Annotated in this window: 16 protein-coding genes; 5 read left to right on the top strand and 11 right to left on the bottom strand. The window is 73.0% G+C overall.

The features are described 5' to 3' along the window. Positions 1–776: LLM class flavin-dependent oxidoreductase (locus ETD83_RS27515; protein ID WP_138648114.1), on the top strand; the 776-nt coding region annotated here is incomplete at its 5' end. On the opposite strand, the gene ETD83_RS27510 is transcribed toward ETD83_RS27515, so the two are convergent. From ETD83_RS27510 to gabT, 7 genes are all read right to left on the bottom strand, one after another. Next, positions 763–1,554: an SDR family NAD(P)-dependent oxidoreductase gene (locus tag ETD83_RS27510; protein ID WP_138648113.1), complete on the bottom strand. Its 792-nt coding sequence runs from the start codon at positions 1,552–1,554 to the stop codon at positions 763–765. The genes ETD83_RS27515 and ETD83_RS27510 overlap by 14 nt on opposite strands. A 10-nt stretch (positions 1,555–1,564) precedes the next feature. Beyond that, the gene (locus tag ETD83_RS27505) at positions 1,565–2,269 is read right to left on the bottom strand and encodes an ABC transporter ATP-binding protein (RefSeq protein ID WP_138648112.1); all 705 of its coding nucleotides are present in this window, start codon (positions 2,267–2,269) and stop codon (positions 1,565–1,567) included. After that, on the bottom strand, positions 2,266–3,963 hold the full coding sequence (locus ETD83_RS27500; RefSeq protein WP_138648111.1) for a branched-chain amino acid ABC transporter ATP-binding protein/permease: 1,698 nt from the start codon (positions 3,961–3,963) through the stop codon (positions 2,266–2,268). The genes ETD83_RS27505 and ETD83_RS27500 overlap by 4 nt, the downstream gene beginning before the upstream one ends. Next, positions 3,950–4,807 carry a branched-chain amino acid ABC transporter permease gene (locus tag ETD83_RS27495; RefSeq protein WP_138648110.1) on the bottom strand — a complete coding sequence of 286 codons (858 nt, stop codon included), beginning with the start codon at positions 4,805–4,807 and terminating at the stop codon, positions 3,950–3,952. The genes ETD83_RS27500 and ETD83_RS27495 overlap by 14 nt, the downstream gene beginning before the upstream one ends. Then, positions 4,800–5,984 carry an ABC transporter substrate-binding protein gene (locus ETD83_RS27490; protein WP_138648109.1) on the bottom strand — a complete coding sequence of 395 codons (1,185 nt, stop codon included), beginning with the start codon at positions 5,982–5,984 and terminating at the stop codon, positions 4,800–4,802. Before ETD83_RS27490 ends, ETD83_RS27495 begins: the two co-directional genes overlap by 8 nt. A 1-nt stretch (position 5,985) precedes the next feature. Further along, on the bottom strand, positions 5,986–7,707 hold the full coding sequence (locus tag ETD83_RS27485; protein WP_205717913.1) for an amidohydrolase: 1,722 nt from the start codon (positions 7,705–7,707) through the stop codon (positions 5,986–5,988). Between the two features lie 184 nt (positions 7,708–7,891). Continuing rightward, positions 7,892–9,253, bottom strand: a complete 1,362-nt coding sequence (gene gabT, locus ETD83_RS27480; RefSeq protein WP_138648108.1) for a 4-aminobutyrate--2-oxoglutarate transaminase — start codon at positions 9,251–9,253, stop codon at positions 7,892–7,894. 91 nt (positions 9,254–9,344) lie between these two features. Here gabT and ETD83_RS27475 point away from each other — a divergent pair, with 91 nt between their 5' ends. Beyond that, a complete protein-coding gene (locus tag ETD83_RS27475; RefSeq protein WP_138648107.1) occupies positions 9,345–10,826 on the top strand; it encodes a PucR family transcriptional regulator in 1,482 nt (493 codons plus the stop codon). Positions 10,827–10,830: 4 nt separating this feature from the next. Then, positions 10,831–12,258: an aldehyde dehydrogenase family protein gene (locus ETD83_RS27470; protein ID WP_138648106.1), complete on the top strand. Its 1,428-nt coding sequence runs from the start codon at positions 10,831–10,833 to the stop codon at positions 12,256–12,258. Here the strand turns inward: ETD83_RS27470 and ETD83_RS27465 are convergent. Together ETD83_RS27465 and ETD83_RS27460 are read right to left on the bottom strand one after the other, a co-directional pair. Then, entirely contained in the window at positions 12,255–13,313 is a 1,059-nt protein-coding gene (locus ETD83_RS27465; RefSeq protein ID WP_138648105.1) for an alpha/beta hydrolase, read from the bottom strand. The genes ETD83_RS27470 and ETD83_RS27465 overlap by 4 nt on opposite strands. Continuing rightward, a complete protein-coding gene (locus tag ETD83_RS27460) occupies positions 13,297–14,739 on the bottom strand; it encodes an MFS transporter (protein ID WP_138648104.1) in 1,443 nt (480 codons plus the stop codon). Before ETD83_RS27460 ends, ETD83_RS27465 begins: the two co-directional genes overlap by 17 nt. A gap of 136 nt (positions 14,740–14,875) precedes the next feature. Here ETD83_RS27460 and ETD83_RS27455 point away from each other — a divergent pair, with 136 nt between their 5' ends. After that, complete coding sequence (locus tag ETD83_RS27455) at positions 14,876–15,877, top strand: sigma-70 family RNA polymerase sigma factor (protein ID WP_138648103.1); 1,002 nt, start codon at positions 14,876–14,878, stop codon at positions 15,875–15,877. Here ETD83_RS27455 and ETD83_RS27450 read toward each other — a convergent pair. Further along, the gene (locus tag ETD83_RS27450) at positions 15,874–17,127 is read right to left on the bottom strand and encodes a cytochrome P450 (RefSeq protein ID WP_230421223.1); all 1,254 of its coding nucleotides are present in this window, start codon (positions 17,125–17,127) and stop codon (positions 15,874–15,876) included. The genes ETD83_RS27455 and ETD83_RS27450 overlap by 4 nt on opposite strands. Before the next feature lie 50 nt (positions 17,128–17,177). Continuing rightward, positions 17,178–18,518, bottom strand: a complete 1,341-nt coding sequence (locus ETD83_RS27445; protein ID WP_205717912.1) for a glutamine synthetase family protein — start codon at positions 18,516–18,518, stop codon at positions 17,178–17,180. Positions 18,519–18,658: 140 nt separating this feature from the next. Here ETD83_RS27445 and ETD83_RS27440 point away from each other — a divergent pair. Then, the coding region (locus ETD83_RS27440) for an acetoacetate decarboxylase family protein (protein ID WP_230421222.1) at positions 18,659–19,093 on the top strand (435 nt) is incomplete at its 3' end.

The following is a 19,093-nucleotide window of genomic DNA, read 5'->3' as shown; positions in this document are numbered from 1 at the left end:
GGTCGGGCGGGGTGATGCTGCCGAACCACGCGCCGATGGTGGTCGCGGAGCAGTTCGGGACGCTGGAGGCGCTCTACCCGGGACGCATCGACCTCGGCCTCGGCCGCGCGCCCGGTACCGACCAGGCGACGGCGCTGGCGCTGCGCCGCTCCCCCGAGGCCCTGTCGGTGGACGACTTCCCGGAGCAGGTCGCCGAGCTGCGCGGCTACTTCGGCGCGGACAGCAAGGTGACCCCGGCGGCGGGCAACGAGCCGCCGGTGTGGCTGCTCGGGTCCAGCGGGTACAGCGCGCGGCTGGCGGGGCTGCTCGGGCTGCCGTTCGCGTTCGCGCACCACTTCAGCGCGCAGAACACCGTCCCGGCGCTGAGCCTGTACCGGGAGTCGTTCCGGCCCGGCGCGCTGGACGAGCCGTACTCGATGATCGGCGTGTCGGTCACGGCCGCCGGCACCGACGAGCGGGCGTGGGAGCTGGCGCAGCCGCAGGCGCTGGCGTTCCTGCGGCTGCGGCGGGGCGCGCCCGGCCCGCTGCCGTCGCCGGAGGAGACCGCGGCCTACCCGTACACGCCCCTGGACCGGCAGATGATCGACGCGCGGCTCGCCGACCAGGTCGTGGGCGGGCCCGAGACCGTCCGGAAGCAACTGGACGGTCTCATCGAACGGTCGGGCGTGGACGAGGTCATGGTGGTGACGCAGGTCCACGACCACGCCGACCGGTTGCGCTCCTACGACATCCTCGCCGACCTGTACAAGGACGATCTCGCGCCTAGCGCGCCTTGACCTGGAAGTTGAACGGGATGGTGCCGGGGTCGGGCAGGACGGTGCCGCCGTCCACGCTCAGCACGGCGCCGTTCACGTAGGACGACTCCGGGCCGAGCAGCCACATGACCGCCGCCGCTGCCTCCTCGGGCGTGCCCGCACGGCCCTGCGGGACGAGCCGGGTGACCTCGTCGTAGGCCTGCTCCCGTCCGAGGCCGTGCGGCTCCCCGAAGTAGCCCATCTCCATGTCGGACATCTCGGTGCGGATCCAGCCGGGGCACACGACGTTGGCGCGGATGCCCTGCGGCCCGTAGTCCACCGCGATCGTCTGGGTCAGCATGGTCAGCCCGGCCTTGGACGTGGCGTAGGCGGCGCAGCCGAGCGGCACGCGCAGCGACGCCACCGACGACACCGCGACGAGCGCGCCCTTCGTCTCGATCAGGTGCGGCAGCGCGGCCTTGGCCAGCAGGAACACCGAGGTCAGGTTGGTCTGGACGGTGACGTTCCAGTCCTCGGGCGACAGGTCGAGGACGCCGCCGTTGCGGAGGGTGCCCGCGTTGGCGACGACGCCGTCGAGGCGCCCGTGCGCGGCGACGACGCCGGACACCAGGTCCGTGACGGCGTCGGCGTCGGACACGTCGCAGACGCGGGGCTCGGCCCCGGTCTCGGCGGCGACCCGATCCAGCGCGTCCTTGCGGCGGCCGCAGATCACGACCGTGTCGCCGCGTCCGGCCGCGTCGGCGGCGACGGCGGCACCGATCCCGCTGCCCCCGCCCGTGACGATCAGAACCCGTTGCATTTCCGTCTCCTCAACTCTTGATCGCGGGCTCACCAAGATAGGCGGTGTGCAGGACGTCGGGGGCCTTGCGCAGCGGCGCCGCCGGTCCGCTGTGGGTGAGCCGCCCGCCCGCCAGGACGTGCGCGGTGTCGCCGATCTCCAGGGCGAGCGTCGCGAACTGCTCGACCAGCAGGACCGCGGCGCCCTCGTCCGCGAGGGCCCGGACGGCGGGCAGCAGCCGCTTCACGATCACCGGCGCGAGGCCGAGCGACATCTCGTCGATCAGCAGCACGGACGGCGACATCGACAGCGCGCGGGCCAGCACGACCATCTGCTGCTCGCCCCCGGACAGCAGGCCCGCCTGGACGTCCATGCGCTTTTTCAGCTCGGGGAACAGGTCGAGGGCGCGGTCGCCCCCGGTGCCGCGCCGCGCGACGCGCAGGTTCTCCGCGACGGTGAGGCCGCTGAAGACCGTCCGGCCCTGCTCGACCAGGGCGATGCCGCGCTTGGCCCGCGTCACCCGGTCGAGGCCGGTGAGGTCGTCGCCGTCCCCGGTGAGCTTCCCGGACGTGATCGGCAGGACGCCCGCGATGGCTTCCAGCAGGGTCGTCTTCCCGGCGCCGTTCGGGCCGAGCAGGACGGTGACCTCCCCGGTGGTGACGGTCAGGGTCACGTCCCGGACGATCGGGGCGCCGCCCCGGCCGACCGACACGTCCGCCAGCTTCAGCTCCTTCATGTGAGGGCCACCTCGTCTCCCAGGTAGGCGCGCGCCACTTCGGGTTTGGCGAGGACCTCGGCGGGCGGGCCCGCCGCGATGACCACGCCCGCGTCGAGGACGACGATCGTCGCGCAGGCCCGCCGGACCATGTCCAGGTCGTGCTCGATGAGCAGCACCGACGCGCCGAACCTGGCCGGCACCTCGATGAGCCGGTCGGCGAGCGCGATCGACTCGGCGTGGGCGAGCCCGGCGGCGGGCTCGTCCAGCACGATGAGCTTCGGCCGGGCGAGGATGGCGGCGGCCACCTCCAGCAGGCGGCGGCTGCCGACGTCCAGGTCGAGGACGTGGGCCTCCGCCGGCGGGCAGCCGAGGAAGTCGCGGACGTCCTCCAGCTCGTCCCGGGTGACCGTGCGGTGCGCGGCGAAGCGCAGGTAGGCGCCGACGGTGAGGCCGGTCGGGACGCGGTCCTGCTGAAAGGTGCGGCGCAGCCCGGCGGCGGCGCGGCGGTGCACGGGCAGCCCGTCCAGGCTGCGGCCGTCGAGCGCCACGGTCCCGGCGGCGTCCCTGATGAACCCGGACAGCGCGTCGGTGAGCGTCGACTTGCCCGCGCCGTTCGGCCCGATGAGGCCCATGACGGTGCCTTCGGGGACGGTGAGGTCGACGTCCTGCAGCGCGGCGACCTGCCCGAACCGGACGGTGAGCCCTTCGGCCTTGAGCAGCGGTTTCGTGCCGAGCGGCGGTGTGCCGCCGTCCAGTGGCTCGCGCGGCGGCGGGGTCGGCGCCGGACGGCGCGCGCGCAGCCGCCTGGCCAGCCCCTCCATGATGCTGCTGCCCTGCGACAGCGCCTGGACGGCCCCGACGCCGAACAGCACGTTCGCCCAGTCCTGCGAGATCCCGGCGCGGCGGAAGAACTCCGGCACGAACATGATCAGGAATCCGCCGAACATCGCGCCGAAGACGTACTCGCTGCCCGCCATCACGGCGACGACGAACAGCGCCAGCGACGCGATCACCCCGAAGTTCTGCGCGGTGATCATGCCGACCTGCCCGGCGAGCAGCCCGCCCGCGAGGCCCGCGGCGAACGCGCTGAGCGCGAACGCCGACAGCTTGGCGCGGGCGACGCTCGTCCCGGCGGCGGCGGTGGCGCGCTCGGAGAACCGGACGGCCCGCCACGCCGCGCCCATCCGGGTGCGCCCGACCCACTCGACGCCGAGCGCGAGCACGACGAACAGCAGTCCCGCGTAGACGAAGTACTGCCGGTCGGTGGCGATGAACTCGGGCCGCAGCACCTGCTGGTAGGTGTCGACGCCGGGGAAGTTGACCGCGGATACGACGACGGCCGCCGCCGCGGCGAACCCGAGCGTGACGACCGCGAGGTGCACGCCGCGCAGGCGCAGCGCGGGAAGGCCGATCAGGATCCCGAACGGCATCGCGACGAGGCCGCCCGCGATCGTCCAGAGGATGAGCGTCCCGGGGGCCTGCCACACGTTGAGCTGGGCGACCGTCCAGGCGCCCACGGCGGCGAACGACAGCTGGCACAGCGAGTTCATGCCGGCGCGCCCGACGATGCCGAGGCCGAGCAGCGCGACCGCCGACACCAGCGCCGACGTCGCGAGGAACAGCCAGTACTGCGGGACGGCGACCGCCGCGACCACGACGACCGCCAGCGCCATCGCCGGCTGCCTCACAAAGGTGAGATCAACGCGCGACATCCCACACCTCCCGCCGCTGGGACCAGATCAAGATGGCGAGGATCGCCAGGAACGGCACCGTGTCGCGGTACTGCTGCAGTTCGGACACGTGCGCGAGCGCGCCCTGCAGCGCGCCGAGCCCGAGCCCGCCCGCGACCGTGAGGCCGAGGCTGCGGAAGCCGCCGACGAGCGCGGCGGCCCCCGCGGGGATGATCATCAGGGCCAGCGACGTCTGGTCGCTGGTCTGCTGCGGCGCGATGACGAGCAGCACCGCCGCCGACAGCAGCCCGGTGACCGCCCACATCAGCACGCCGAGCCGCCGCGACGGGATGGCGTGCAGCTCCGCGGTCGTCGGACGTTCCGACAGCGCGCGGAGCCGCAGCCCGAGGACCGTCCGGGTGAGGACGAGCCACGCCCCGGCCGCCACCGCGATCGAGCCGGCCGTGCACACGGCGGCGGCCTGCGTGATCGTGATGTCGTTGACGGTGATGAGCGAACCGCCGAACTGGCCGGGCATGCGGCGCGGGTCCGTCCCGAACGCCAGGTAGGACACGGCGAGCAGGCTGACCAGGAACGCGATCGAGATCGCGGAACGCTGGTCGGGGCCGGCCTCACCGAACCATCTGCCCATCACCCAGCCGAGCACGGCGGCGCAGAGCGTCGCGGCGAGCAGCCCCGCGAGCGCGGCGAGGCCGTAGGGCCAGCCGTGCTCGGCCAGGATCGCCATCGTGTAGACGCCGATCACGCCGATCGCGACCTGCGCGAAGTTGACGACCCTGACCAGCCGGAACATCAGCGTCAGGCAGAGGCCGAGCGCGGCGTACGCGCCGCCGCCGGCGAGTCCTGCGATCGCTCCCTCAACCATTGGGCAGTTTGATCCAGTCGTCGGTGAGCACGGTCCAGCCGCCCTTGCCGTCCGGCTGGACGAACTTGGCGGCGAGGTTGGAGGCGTGGGCGTTGCCGGACCCGAACGCGAACGGCAGGCCGGTCATCTCCGTGGGCAGCGGCTTGAGGTTCTTCATCGCCTCGGTGACGGACTCGCGGGTGATGTCGCCCTTGATCGAGCGCAGCACCGTGACCAGGTGCTGGGCGGACAGGTACCCGCCCTGCGCGAACGAGGTGAGCGGCAGCTTGTGCCGGGTCATGCTCTCCCGCCAGTCCTTGTTGGCCGCGGACTGCTGGTCGGTGTACGGCTCGAACTCCGACAGCGCGTAGATGTCCTTGCCGGCGGGACCGAGCGCCTTCGCCACCTCCACGGTGTAGGCGGGCGCGAGGAACAGCCACTTGATGCCCTTGACCCGCTGCGCCTGCGCGGCCTTCACCCAGCCGATCAGCATGGGCTCGACGCCGTTGAACAGGACCGCCTCGCAGCCCGCGTCCCGCGCCCGCAGGATGTAGGGCGTGAAGTCGGTGGTGTTCGCCGACAGGCTCAGGTCGGTGATCAACGGCTTCTTGCCGGTGATCTTGGACCAGCGGTCGACGCCCTCCTTGTAGGCGTTCGCGGTGCTGCCGATGATGACGAAGAACGCGCAGATCTTGTTCAGCTTCAGTGTCTCGGACGCGTAGTACAGCGACACCGTCGAGCCGAAGTACGGGCCGGTGTTGACCGGCGAGATGTTCGGCGAGCTGAAGCAGCCCGGGTCCACCCCGATCCCGCGCACGTCGGTGATCTTGTTCTGCTCGTACAGCGGGCCGTTGACCTGGCAGTCGACCAGGCTCGCGCCACCGGCGAGGGCGACGGCCTTCTTGTTCTGGATGACGTCGCGGGCGGCGAGGGCGGCGCTGGCCGGGTCGCCCTTGTCGTCGGCGGCGGTGTAGGCGATCTTGCGCCCGTTGATGCCGCCCTTGGCGTTGACGTCGTCGAACACGGCGCGGGCCGCAGCCGACGCCTCGGGGAAGGTGACCGGGCCGCTCAGCGACGACACCGACCCGATGTTGATCGGCCCCGAGTCGGAACCGGAACCGGAACCCGAGCCGCAGGCCGCCACGGGCAGTGCGAGGACGGCGGCGGCGATAATGCGTGCGATATGTGCTTTTCGCATGTCAGAGACCTTCGGTGCTGTGGACGACGCCGCCGTCGAAGACGGTCATCGCGACGGGGACGTCCGGGAGGTCGTGCGGGTCGAGCGAGGTGATGGTGCCGTCGAGGACGGTGACGTCGGCGACCCTGCCGGGTTCGAGGGTGCCCTTCCAGTCCTCGGCGAAGTCCTGCCAGGCGGCGTTGACGGTGTAGGCCCGGACGGCGTCGGGCAGCCCGACGCACTCCTCCGGCCCGTACACGCGGCCGCTGGCCTTCGACTCGCGCAGCATCATCGCCGCGATGCCCTGCCGCCAGTTCGGGTAGGTGACGGGGGCGTCGGAGCTGGCGGTGACGGGGATCCCCGCCTCCAGCGCCGAGCGGACGGGGTACTGGTAGGCGGCCCGGTCGGGGCCGAGCATCTCTGCCAGCATGTCGACGATCGTCCATTTGATCGCCGGGTTCATGTTCGCGCCGAAGCGGTGCTCGGCGAGCTTGCGGAGGCTCTGCGGCCCCGGTAGGTCGGCGTGGATGACGTAGTGCCGCGGATCGTCGCGGGGGTGCTGGATCTGCGCGGCCTCCAGCGCGTCCACGACGGCGTCGAGGGAGCGGTCGCCGGTGACGTGCACGCCGAGCTGGTGCCCGGCGATGTGCGCGAGGCGGATCATCTCGTTCAGCTCGGTGGTGCGCAGCGCGTCGGTCGCGCCGTGCACGCACAGGCAGCCGAACCCGCCGCCTCCGGCGTACTCGTCGCGCATCCACGCCGTCTTGTTGGGCGGGGTGCCGTCGGCGAAGAGCTTGACGCCGATGACGCGCAGGAGGCGCGGGTCGACGTCCTGCGGGATCCGCGCGCTCGCGAGGCCCTCGGCGATCTCGGCGACCGAGCCGCCCATGCCGGTGAGCATCAGCAGGACGCTGACGCGGGCGCCGAGTTCCCCGGCGCGGGCGAGGTCGCCGTAGACGTCCAGGGTGAGCTGGTCGGACGCGCCGGCGAACAGGCTCTTGCCGCCGGGGCCGAGGCCGGGCTCGGTGTAGCTGGTGATGCCCTCCTTGTGCAGGACGGCGACGTTCTCGCGGATGGCCCGCTCGATCTCCTCGCGGGTGAAGGCGGGCAGGCGTCCCTGGATCAGCTCCTGCGCGCCCTCGGCGAGCAGCCCGGTCGGGTTGCCCGCGCCATCGGTGTGGACGACCCCGCCCTCGGGAACGGCCGTGTCACGCGTGACGCCGGCCAGTTCGAGGGCGCGGGAGTTGACCCAGGTGAGGTGGCCGGTGAAGTCCTGGAGGTAGACGGGGTGGACCGAGGCGACGGAGTCGAGGTCGGCGCGGTCGGGCATGCGGCCGCCTTCGCCGCATTCGGACAGGTAGCCGGGGTCCCAGCCGTAGCCGCGGATCCACTCGCCCTCCGGGATGCGGGACGCGGCCTCCTTCACCGACTCCTGGATGTCCGCGATCGACCGGACGGTGGGGAACGCGACGTCCAGCGCCAGCGGCGGGCGGGTCGTGCCGAACGCGGCGCCGTGCAGGTGCGAGTCGTTGATGCCGGGAAGCGCGGTGCGGCCGCGCAGGTCGACGACCTGCGTGCGCGGGCCGGCCAGCGCGCGGATCTCGCCGGTGCCGCCGACCGCGCTGATCCTGCCGCCGGTGATCGCCAGCGCCCGCGCCACGGAGAACTCCGCGTCGGCCGTGAGGACCTCTCCGTCCAGCAGCACCAGGTCCGGCGTCGCGCCCGATTCCATGCCTCGGTCCATCCCTCGCACTCCGTCCCTACGCCCTCGGGGGTGAAAATTTGGGCCCAAACGTATTGCGAACGTACGGGGCCCGAATACGAAGGGTCAATAACGGACGCGTAACGGAGTGACGCCGTTCACAGGGACCCGGGCATGCCGGAACCGCCGACCCCCAACGGGGGCCGGCGGTCATCGTTCGCGCAGGTCAGCCCGCGAACGCCTCCTCAAGGACGTCGAGGCCCTCGACGAGCAGCTCCTCCGGGATCACGAGCGGCGGCAGGAAGCGCAGGACGTTCCCGTACGTCCCCGTCGTCAGCACGAGCAGCCCCCGCTCGTGGCAGCGCGCCGCGACCCGCGCGGTCAGCTCCGGATCGGGCTCCTTCGTGCCCGGCCGCACCAGCTCGATCGCGATCATCGCGCCGCGGCCGCGCACGTCCCCGATCGCGGGATGCTCCCCGGCGAGGGCGCGCAGCCGGGGCAGCATGATCTCCCCGATCCGGCGGGCGCGCTCGGTGAGCTTGCCGTCCTCGATCTCCTCCAGCACCGCCAGGGCCGCCTCGCAGGCCAGCGGGTTGCCGCCGTAGGTGCCGCCGAGCCCGCCGCCGTGCACCTTGTCCATGATGTCGGCGCGGCCGGTGACCCCGGCCAGCGGCAGCCCGCCCGCGATGCCCTTCGCCGTCGCGACGATGTCCGGGACGACGCCCTCGTGCTCGCAGGCGAACATGTCGCCCGTCCGGGCGAAGCCGGTCTGCACCTCGTCCGCGATGAACAGGATGCCGTTGGCGCGGCAGAACTCGGCCAGCGCGGGCAGGAACCCGGGCGCGGGCTCGATGAACCCGCCCTCGCCCTGGATCGGCTCGATCAGCACGGCCGCGACGTTCGTCGCGCCGAGCTGCTTGCCGATCTGGTCAACGACCTGCGCCGCCGCCTCGGGCCCGCAGTTCTCCGGCCCGGTCGGCCAGCGGAACGGGTAGGCGAGCGGCATCCGGTAGACCTCGGGCGCGTACGGGCCGAACCCGTGCTTGTACGGCATGTTCTTCGATGTCAGCGTCATCGTCAGCAGCGTCCGGCCGTGGTAGCCGTGGTCGAACACGACGATCGCGTCCCGCCCGGTGGCGTACCGGGCGATCTTGACGGCGTTCTCCACGGCCTCCGCGCCGCTGTTCACCAGGAACGAGCGCTTCTCGTGGTCGCCGGGCGTGATCCGGTTGAGGTTCTCGCACACCGCGACGTACGACTCGTACGGCGCGACCATGAAGCAGGTGTGGGTGAACCGGTCGGCCTGCGCCTTCACCCGCGCGGCGACCCGCGGGTTGGCGTTGCCCACGCCGGTGACCGCGATGCCGGAGCCGAAGTCGATCAGCGAGTTGCCGTCCGCGTCGACGACCACGCCGCCGTCCGCGTCCGTCACGTACACCGGCAGCACGCTGCCGACGCCCGGCGGCACCGCCGCCGTCCGGCGCTTGTGCAGCTCCTGGGAGCGCGGGCCGGGGATTTCGGTCACGACGCGTCGTACCTGCGGCAGGCGCGTGCCGCTGGCCGTCCGGGCAGGGTCCTGGCTGGTCATGGCCTGAACATAAGTCGGCCGCGGCCTACGATGAACCGTACGGGACGGCGAAATCCGCCCCTTGGGATAGACACTTTGCACAGGGATTGCGATGCCGCCCACTCTGGCCACCGTTGCCGCCCTTCCGCAGCTCGGCCTCCGGTCGCTCACCGGGCCGCTGCCGGACGCGCCGGTCGTGTGGGTCGCGGTCAGCGAGCTGGAGGACCCGACGCCGTTCCTGGAGGGGGGCGAGCTCGTCCTCACCACGGGCATGCGGCTGACCCCGGCGGGCGCCGCCCGGTACGTGTCCCGGCTGGTCGGACGCGGCGTCGCCGGGCTCGGGTTCGCGGTCGGCGTCATCCACGACGACGTCCCGCCCGAGCTGATCGGCGCCGCGCGGGACCAGGGCCTCGTCCTGCTGGAGGTGCCCCGCCCGACCCCGTTCATCGCCATCGGCAAGGCCGTCTCGCGGATGCTCGCCGCCGAGATGTACGAGGACGTGACCCGCGCGTTCCAGGCGCAGCGCGAGCTGACCCGCGCCGCGCTGACCGGTCCCGGCGCGCTCGTCGCCCGGCTGGCGCGGCTGCTCGGCGGGTGGGCGCTGCTGCTGGACGCGTCCGGGGCCGTCCGGCACGCCGAGCCCGCCGCCGCCCGCGACCGCGCCGAGGCCATCGCGCCCGAGCTGGCCCGGCTGCGGCGCAGCCGTCCGGCGGACGGGGGCGCGGCGGCGAGTGTGGCGCTGGCCGTGCCGGACGACCACATCGTCGTGCAGCGGATCGGGCTCGGCGGGCGCCCGCGCGGCTTCCTCGCCGTCGGGACCGGGGCGCCGCTCCCCCACGTCGCGCACACGATCGTCGGCGCGGCCGTCGCGCTGCTGACGCTCCAGTCGGAGACGCCGCGCACCGGCCGCGCCCTGCGGGCCTCGCTCGCGGCGCTGCTGCTCGGACGCCCCGGCGACGCGGCGGCGGTGCCGCGCGGGCCGGTGCGCGTGCTGGCCTGCGCGGGCGGGCCCGCCGTGCTCGACGTCCTGGAGTCCGACCCCGCCGGGGCGCGGTGCCTGACGCTCCCCCTCGACGGGCGCGCCGCCGTGATCGTCCCGGACGAGGTGATCGGCACCGTCGAGCCGCTGCTGGCGGCCACCGGCCCGGTCGGCGTCTCCGACCCCGCCACGGGCGATCTCGGAACCGCGCTGCGGCAGGCCGAGGACGCGCTGGCCGCGGCCGTCCGGTCGCAGCAGGAGGCCGTCCGCTACTCCGCGCTCGCCGGGCAGGGCGTCCTCCGGCTTCTGGACCCGGGCCTCGCGCACGCCTTCGCCGACACGCTCCTCGCGCCGCTCCGCGAGGAGGAGCTGGTCGAGACCGTCCGCGCGTACGTAGCGGCCAACGGGCAGGGCGAGGCGGCGGCGCGGGCGCTCGGCGTCCACCGGCATACGCTCCGGTCACGGATGCGCAAGGCCGCCGAGGTCCTCGGACGCGACCCGGACGACCCGGCCGTCCGCGCGGAACTGTGGATCGCGCTCGCCATCACGTCCAGTCCGGGCGACCGGATTGGACACTGTGGAGACTCGCATACGCGCCCGCCGGGGATAGCGTGAAGGCATGAACGTGACCCCATTCTGGCTGGCCGGCCGGCCCGAGACCGGTGACGGTGAGCTGACCGTTACGCATCCCTATGACGGCCGCGTGGTCGGGACGGCGGCCGTCCCGACGCCCGGGCAGGTGGAAGAGGCCGTCGCCGCGGCGCACGCGATCCGCGCGACGGCGGCCGCACTGCCCCTGCATGTGCGGGCCGAGGCGCTCGCGCACGTGTCCGCGCGGCTCGCCGAGCGGGCCGAGGAGGTCGCCCGGCTGATCACCGGCGAGAACGGCAAGCCGCTGCTGTGGGCGCGCGGCGAGGTGAACCGCGCGATCTCCACGTTCCGGTTCGCCGCCGAGGAGGCCCGCCGCTTCAGCGCCACCACGCAGCGGCTCGACACCGACCCGGCCGCCGAGGGCCGGATGGCCTACATCACCCGCGTGCCGAAGGGCCCGGTGCTCGGCATCTCGCCGTTCAACTTCCCGCTGAACCTCGCCGCCCACAAGATCGCCCCGGCGATCGCGGCCGGGACGCCGATCGTGCTCAAGCCCGCCCCGGCGACGCCGCTGTCCGCGCTGCTGCTCGGCGAGCTGCTCGCCGAGACCGATCTGCCCGCCGGGATGTTCTCCGTCCTGACGGTGCCGAACGACCGGGCGCCCGCGCTGGTGGACGACCCGCGCCTGCCGATCGTGTCGTTCACCGGGTCCGTGCCCGTCGGCTGGGCGATCAACGACCGGGCGCCGCGCAAGCACGTCACGCTCGAACTGGGCGGGAACGGCGCGGCGGTCGTCCTGCCGGACGCCGACCTCGACTGGGCCGCCGAGCGGATCGGCCTGTTCTCCAACTACCAGGCCGGGCAGAGCTGCATCGCCGTCCAGCGCGTCTACGTGGACCGTTCCGTCTACGACGCGTTCGTGCCGAAGCTCGTCGAGAGGGTCGGCTCCCTCGTCACCGGCGACCCGTGGGACGACAAGACCCAGGTCGGGCCGCTCGTCAGCCAGGAGGCCGCCGAGCGCGTCGAGTCGTGGGTGGACGAGGCCGTCGCCGCGGGCGCGAAGATCCTGACCGGCGGCACCCGCGAGGGCGCCGCGTACGCGCCCACGGTCCTGGCCGAGGTGCCCGCCGACGCCAAGGTGTCGCGCGAGGAGGTCTTCGGCCCGGTCATGCTCATCCAGCCGGCGGACGGCGTGGACGACGCGTTCGCCCAGGTCAACGACTCCAAGTTCGGGCTCCAGGCGGGCGTGTTCACGCGGAACCTCGACATCGCGTTCCGCGCGCACCGCGAGCTGGAGGTCGGCGGCGTCGTGATCGGCGACGTCCCGTCCTACCGCGCCGACCAGATGCCGTACGGCGGCGTGAAGGACTCCGGCGTCGGACGCGAGGGCCTGCGCTCCGCGATGGCCGACTACACCGAGGAGAAGGTCATGATCCTCACGGGTCTGCCGCTCTAGCTCGGCTTCCGCGGGCGGCGGGGCACTGCGTACAGCCCGGTGCGCAGTGCCCCGGCCGCCTCGGACAGCGCCTCCTGGAACCGCCCGCCCAGCGACCACATGTTCACGAAGCCGTGGATGAGGTCGTCCTGCCGCCGCGGCGCGACCGGCACCCCGGCCTCCTCCAGCCGCCGCGCGAACGCCTCGCCCTCGTCGCGCAGCGGGTCGAACCCGGCCGTGACGAGGTACGTCGGCGGGAATCCGCTCAGGTCCCCGGCGAGCAGCGGCGACACGGCCGGGTCCGCGCGCCGTTCCACGTCCGGGCAGTAGTGGTCGCTGAACCAGGTCATGTCGTCGTCGGTGAGGTAGAACCCTTCCCCGAACAGCTCCCGCGACCGCCGCCTGACCGTCATGTCGGTCGCCGGGTAGAACAGCAGCGCGAACGCGGGCCTGCGCTCGGCGAGCACCCCGACGACGGCCGCGAGATTGCCGCCCGCGCTGTCGCCCCCGACCGCGACGGCCCTCCGGTCGGCGTCCAGGTCCCTGGCGTTCGCCACCGCCCACTCGTAGGCGGACACCGCGTCCTCCGCCGCCGCCGGATACGGATGCTCGGGGGCGAGCCGGTAGGCCACCGACAGCACCCGCACGTCGGCGTGCACGGCCAGGTAGCGGCACACCGTGTCGTGCGTGTCGAGGTCGCCGATGACCCATCCGCCGCCGTGGTAGAAGACGAGCAGCGGGGACCCTTCCGGCAGGCCCTCCGGCGTGTAGAGCCGGGCCGGGACGCCGCCCGCGTCGACGTCCCGCCTTCCCACCGCACGTTCGGGCACCCGGTTGAGGTAGGTCTGCCCGCGCTGGAGGCCGCGCCGGGCCTCCTCCACCGTGGGCGCCCCCAGGCGTCCGCCCTCCAGCCGCGTCATGAGCAGCAGGAGCCGGGCGTCGAGGTCGAGCTGCTGACCGTCCAGCCGCACGGGCCTGCCCGCGATCAGCCGCTTGATCGGGTTCGGCAGCCCGAACACCGCGCGGAGCAGGCCCCGCGTGACCGGGGGTGGCACCATCTCACTCAATCGCGGCATATTTCCTCCGGGGGACGCTGCGGCGCCGCCGATCGTAGCGTCCGGGCCCGGCCGTCCGGGGCGCCCGGTCCGGCCGGGGGATCAGCAGCCCGGCGAGAGCGCCGGCCAGCGACAGCGCGCCGCTCACGGCGATGGCCGGGGCGAAGCCGTCGGCGAAGGCCCGCGCGGTGCCGTAGCCGCCCTCGGCGGTGAACACCGCCGCGAGGATCGCCACCCCGAACACCGCGGCGAACTGCCGCAGGGTGTTGAAGACGCCCGACGCCTTGCCGATCTCCGGCGGCGCGACGGCGTTGATGACCGAGGTCTGCGCGGCGGGCATCGCCATGCTGACCCCGGCGCCCGCGAGGATCATCGGCGCGACGAGCTGCGAGTACGGCATCGACGAGTCGGCGACGAGCCCGATCCAGCCCATCCCGGCGGCCTGCATGGCCAGCCCGGCGGAGGTGAGGACACGGGACCCGACGCGGTTCACCAGCGCCCCCGCGACCGGTGCCACCACGGTGACCGTCGCCGTCCACGGGACGAGATGGAGCCCCGTGGCCAGCGGGCCCTGCCCCAGGCCCGCCTGGAGGAACTGAGTCATGAAGAACAGCGACCCGTACAGCGACGCGTACATGAAGAGACCGGCGGCGTTGCCCGCGGAGAAGCCGCGCGAGCGCAGCAGCCGCATCGGCACCATCGGCTGCCGGACGTGCAGCTCCCAGGCCACGAACGCCGCCAGCAGCACCACCCCGGTCACGAGCGCGCCGACCACCTCGAACGCGCCCCAGCCCGCGGCGTCGGCGCGGATCAGGCCCCAGACCAGCCCCAGCGCGCCGCCGGACACCAGCACGACGCCGCCGAGGTCGAACGACGCCCCGGCGCCCCGGCTCTCCGGGACGCGCCGCAGCACCAGCGGGATGACGGCCAGCCCGATCGGCACGTTCAGCCAGAAGATCCACTGCCAGGCCAGCCCCTCGGTGACGATCCCGCCGACCACCGGCCCGGCCACGACCGCGAGGCCGGTCAGCCCGGCGAAGATCCCCAGCGCCTTGGCGCGCCGCCCGGGCGGGAACCCGTGGCCGAGCAGCGCCATCGCCAGCGGCATCACCAGCGCGGCCCCGCCGCCCTGGACGGCCCGCGCGGCGATCAGCCAGCCGATGCCGGGGGCGAGCGCGCACGCCGCCGAGGCGGCCGTGAACAGTCCGAGCCCGGCGGCGAACATCCGCCTGCGGCCGAGCCGGTCGCCGAGCGCGGCCCCGGTCATCAGCAGCGCGGCGAAGGTCAGGTTGTAGGCGTTGACCGTCCATTCGAGCTGTTCGAGGGTGGCGGACAGGTCCTGCCGGATACTGGTCAGCGCGGTCGCCACCACCGTCGCGTCCAGCGCCACCATCAGCGACGCCGTCGCGGTCAGGCCGAGCAGCCAGCCGCGTGTCCTCTGCGCCATGCGCGGTCCTCCGGTTCTCGGGTGAACGTGTTTCACCGGTCGCCTGTACAAACCGGGGCAGGACGTGAGAATCAGCGGAGGGAACCCGACGACTTCGGCCGCCGTCGCCTGTCAGTACATGGGGAGGTATGTCCTGATGAAAACTGATGAGAGAAACACCGGGAGCGCCGGGGCCGAGGAGTTCGCGCGGCTGACCGACCCGTTCCGGCGCGAGCTGCTGGCCTACTGCTACCGCATGCTGGGTTCCGTCCACGACGCCGAGGACCTGGTCCAGGAGGTCTATCTGCGCGCGTGGCGCTCGTACGACGCCTTCGACGGCAGGGCGTCCCTGCGGACGTGGCTGTACCGGATCGCGACCAACACGTGCCTGAACGCCTTGCGGCACGGCAGCCGGCGGGTGATGCCGTCCGGGCTCGCCGCGCCGTCGGACGATCCGCCGCCGCCCGGCAACTTCGCCCCCGAGGTGACCTGGCTGGAGCCGTTCTCCGAACGGCTGCTCGGCCGCGCGCCGGAGGACCCGGCCGCGATCGTCGCGGCGCGGGCCGGGCTGCGGCTGGCGCTGATCGCCGCGCTGCAGTACCTGCCGGGCAGGCAGCGGGCCGTGGTGATCCTGCGCGACGTGCTGGCCTGGCCCGCGGCCGACGTCGCCGAGATGCTCGGCATGACCGGCGCGGGGGTGAACAGCACGCTGCTGCGCGCCCGCGCCCGGCTGGAGCGGCTCGTCCCGGCCAGCGACGAGATCACCGAGCCGGACGACCCGGCGCGGCGCGAGCTCCTCGACCGGTTCGCCAAGGCGTTCGAGGCCGTCGACATTCCGGCGATCACCCGGTTGCTCACCGAGCAGGCGGCCTGGGAGATGCCGCCGGTCCCGCAGTGGTTCTCCGGGCGCGAGGCGATCGGCCGGCTGCTCAGTACGCGGTTGTCACCCGTCCCCGGCGTCACCCGGCTCGTGCCCACCGTCGCGAACGGCCAGCCCGCCTTCGGCATGTACCTGCGGCGCGAGGACGGCGTCCTGCGCGCGCATTCCCTTCAGGTGCTCACCGTCACCCGCTCCGGCATCACCCACATATCGAGCTTCATCGATGCGGGCCTGTTCGCGTATTTCGACCTTCCGCTCGTCCACGCGGACGTCCGCTAAGCGAGGGTGACGGTCACCGGCATCCGCTTGATGCCGTTGACGAAGTTGGAGCGGACGCGGCGCACGTCACCCGCGAGGCGGACATCGGAGAGGCGGGGCAGCAGCTCCTCGAACATGATCCGCATCTCCAGGCGGGCGAGGGCGGCGCCCAGGCAGTAGTGGGGGCCGCCCTTGCCGAACGCGATGTGGTCGTTCGGGCCGCGGGTGACGTCGAAGCGGCCCGGGTCGGCGAAGACCGCCTCGTCCCGGTTCGCGGACGCGAACCACAGGACGACCTTGTCGCCCGCGCCGATCGGCGTCCCGTTGACCTCGGTGTCGCGGGTCGCGGTGCGGCGGAAGTGGTAGACGGGCGACGCCCAGCGCAGGAACTCCTCGACGGCCGTTGGCATCAGGCCGGGCTCGGCGCGGAGGCGTTCGGCCTGCTCGGGGTGGTCGATCAGAGCGCGCATGGCGTGCGTGATGGCGTGCCGGGTGGTCTCGTTCCCGGCGACGACGAGCAGCAGGAAGTAGTTGTCGAAGTCGCGGGCCGAGAGCGGCTCGCCGTCGATCGGGGTCTGGTTGACGAGGCGGCTGATGAGGTCGGTGCCCTCGCCGCCGCGGCGGCGGGCGGCGAGCTCGCGGCCGTACTCGAAGGCCTCCAGCGACGCGGGGCTGCGGAACGGCAGGTCGCGGTACCGCTCGCTCTCCGCGCTGTTCAGCAGGACGTCGGCGTACTCGGGGTCGGTATTGGCGATGATCCGGTTGCCCCAGTCGATGAGGCGCCGGGTGTCGCCGTCCGGGACGTCCAGCATGCGGGCCAGCACATTGATCGGGAAGTCGGCGGCGATCTCCGCGACGAAGTCGAAGGTGCCCTTGGCGAGCGCGGCGTCGAGGGTCCGGCCGGTGAGTCCGCGCAGGAACGTGGCATACCCGGCGACGGCGCGGGGGGTGAACTCGCGGGACAGCAGCCGCCGCAGCGCGAGGTGCCGGGGGCCGTCCATCTCCAGCATGGAGCGGCGGATCTCGGCCTGGCGCTCGTCCACCTCCTCCAGGTTGACGAACTTTTCCGACGTGAACGTCGCGGAGTCGCGGCCGGCGGCCACGATGTCGGCGTGCCGGGTCAGGGACCAGAAGCCGCTGCCGCCGTCCGGCTCGGGGTTCCAGTGGACGGGCTCGGAACGGCGCAGCGCCTCGAACATCCGCCACGGGGTCGCGTCGTCCATGAAGTTGTCGAGGTCGGCGAGGTCGACGGCCAGGGTCTCGTTCGGCAACGGGCCTCCTTACCCGGGGGGCGCTCAAAGGTGGCGCTGAGGGGTGGCGCCTAGAGGTGGTACGCGTATTCGCGGAACTCCCAGTCGGTGACGTACCTGCGGAAGCGCGCGACCTCGTCCCGCTTGTAGGTGAGGAAGGCGGTGACGAACGGCTCGCCGAGCACGTCCGTCAGCGCCTCGTCGGCGGCGAGGGCGTCGAGCGCGGCGGACAGGTCGCCCGGCAGGGCGGGCGACCTGGCGGCGTCGTAGCCGTAGCCCTCCAGCGGCGGCGGCGCGGACGCCTTGTCCCGCACGCCCAGGTAGACGGCGGCGATCAGGCCCGCGATCCCCAGGTAGGGGTTGGCGCTGGCGTCCCCGAGCCGGACCTCCAGCCGGGACGCCGCGCCGCGCTCCGGCGGGATCCGGACCATGGCGCTGCGGTTGTCCAGGCCCCAGTCGATCAGCCAGGGGGCGAGGCTGTCGGGGCCGAACCGCTTGTAGGAGTTGATGGTCGGGTTGAGCAGCGCGGCGAGCGCGGGCGCGTGCTCCAGGATCCCGGCGATGGCGTGGTGCGCGGTCCCGGACAGTCCGTCCCTCTCGGACCCCTCGAAGACGTTGTGCCCATCGGCGTCCAGGCAGGACAGGTGGACGTGGAAGCCGGACCCGTCCTGGTCGTTGAACGGCTTGGCCATGAACGTGGCGAGCCGCCCCTCGCTCCGCGCGATCTCCTGGACGGACGACTTGAACCGGAACGCGCGGTCGGCGGCGTCGAGCGCGGCGGAGTGGTCGAGGTTGATCTCGAACTGGCCGCCGCCGAACTCGTGGTTGCCCATCGTCACCCCGAGGCCGAGGTCGCGCAGGTGCCGCAGGACGCGCAGGACGTGGCCGTCGGGGTCGCCCTTGCGCCCGGAGGTGTAGACGTTGCCGGGCGCGTCGGCGTACCGGCGCCAGCCGGTGGGCGAGGACGGGTCGGGCTCGCAGAGGTAGTACTCGAACTCGGGCCCGGCGACGGCGTGCATCCCCAGTTCGCCCAGCCGGGCGAGGGCGCGGCGCAGCACCTCGCGGGGCCCTTCGGGGCAGAGGTCGTCGCTCGCGGGCTCATGCGCCTCGCCCAGGCAGGACGCGATGCCGTCCTCCCACGGGATCTTCGCCAGGGTCGACAGGTCGGGACGCACGCGGATGTCGGGGAGCCCGGCGTCCATGCCGCCGGGGACCTCGACGGTCTCGCCGCCGGGGGTCGTGTGGTAGACGGCCCGGCAGAACGACAGCCCGTGGTCGACGGCGGCGGGCAGCCGCTCGACGAGCACGTCCCGCGCCCGTTCCACGCCGATCAGGTCGGGATAGGACACCCGGACCACGTCGATCCCGTCGGCGGCCAGATCCCTCACCACGTCCTCGACCGGTCGGCTCACGCGCACTCCCTCAAACTCATTTGGCCTCAAACCATATGGCGGACGGACACTCCTGACAACACTCCACGGGCGAACGCGCAGATCACCAGGGGCCGGTGTGGCGATTATGCCCGAGAGCCACTATCGTACGGACCCAAACGATGTTCGGGAGGAACGTGGTGGCGACCGTCCGAGGCTTCCTGCACCCCAAGACCGCGACGGGCCGCTCGTCGCTGATCCCGAGCCCGCCGTGGCACTACTCGGGCGACCTGCTCACCGTCGAGTACCGCACGGACCCAGCGCGCGTCGCCGAACTGCTCCCCGAGCCGCTGTCGCCCGCCGCCGACGACCCCGGCGCGGTCGCGATCATCTGGGCCGACTGGCAGTCGTGCTCGGAGTCCGGCGAGGAGCTGCTCGACCCGGTCCGCGCGCAGTACAAGGAGTGCTTCGTCGTCGTCCGCTGCTCCTTCGAGGGCCGGACGTACTCCCGCTGCGTCTACATCTGGGTCGACAAGGACTTCGCGATCGCCCGCGGGCTGCACCAGGGCTATCCGAAGAAGCTGGGCTCCATCCACCAGACGCGTCCCCACCCGTAC

It is taken from the genome of Actinomadura soli, from assembly GCF_005889715.1.
Lineage (GTDB): Bacteria > Actinomycetota > Actinomycetes > Streptosporangiales > Streptosporangiaceae > Spirillospora > Spirillospora soli.
The sequence above is the reverse complement of the archived record's forward strand: the minus strand, read 5'-3'. Positions and strand labels throughout refer to the sequence as shown.

Excerpts from the sequence above, each read along its gene's own strand:
- ETD83_RS27510 (WP_138648113.1), bottom strand. The coding sequence starts at position 1,554 with ATGCAACGGGTTCTGATCGTCACGGGCGGGGGCAGCGGGATCGGTGCC.
- ETD83_RS27505 (WP_138648112.1), bottom strand. The coding sequence starts at position 2,269 with ATGAAGGAGCTGAAGCTGGCGGACGTGTCGGTCGGCCGGGGCGGCGCC.
- ETD83_RS27500 (WP_138648111.1), bottom strand. The coding sequence starts at position 3,963 with ATGTCGCGCGTTGATCTCACCTTTGTGAGGCAGCCGGCGATGGCGCTG.
- ETD83_RS27495 (WP_138648110.1), bottom strand. The coding sequence starts at position 4,807 with ATGGTTGAGGGAGCGATCGCAGGACTCGCCGGCGGCGGCGCGTACGCC.
- ETD83_RS27490 (WP_138648109.1), bottom strand. The coding sequence starts at position 5,984 with ATGCGAAAAGCACATATCGCACGCATTATCGCCGCCGCCGTCCTCGCA.
- ETD83_RS27485 (WP_205717913.1), bottom strand. The coding sequence starts at position 7,707 with ATGGACCGAGGCATGGAATCGGGCGCGACGCCGGACCTGGTGCTGCTG.
- gabT (WP_138648108.1), bottom strand. The coding sequence starts at position 9,253 with ATGACCAGCCAGGACCCTGCCCGGACGGCCAGCGGCACGCGCCTGCCG.
- ETD83_RS27475 (WP_138648107.1), top strand. The coding sequence starts at position 9,345 with ATGCCGCCCACTCTGGCCACCGTTGCCGCCCTTCCGCAGCTCGGCCTC.
- ETD83_RS27470 (WP_138648106.1), top strand. The coding sequence starts at position 10,831 with ATGAACGTGACCCCATTCTGGCTGGCCGGCCGGCCCGAGACCGGTGAC.
- ETD83_RS27465 (WP_138648105.1), bottom strand. The coding sequence starts at position 13,313 with ATGCCGCGATTGAGTGAGATGGTGCCACCCCCGGTCACGCGGGGCCTG.
- ETD83_RS27460 (WP_138648104.1), bottom strand. The coding sequence starts at position 14,739 with ATGGCGCAGAGGACACGCGGCTGGCTGCTCGGCCTGACCGCGACGGCG.
- ETD83_RS27455 (WP_138648103.1), top strand. The coding sequence starts at position 14,876 with ATGAAAACTGATGAGAGAAACACCGGGAGCGCCGGGGCCGAGGAGTTC.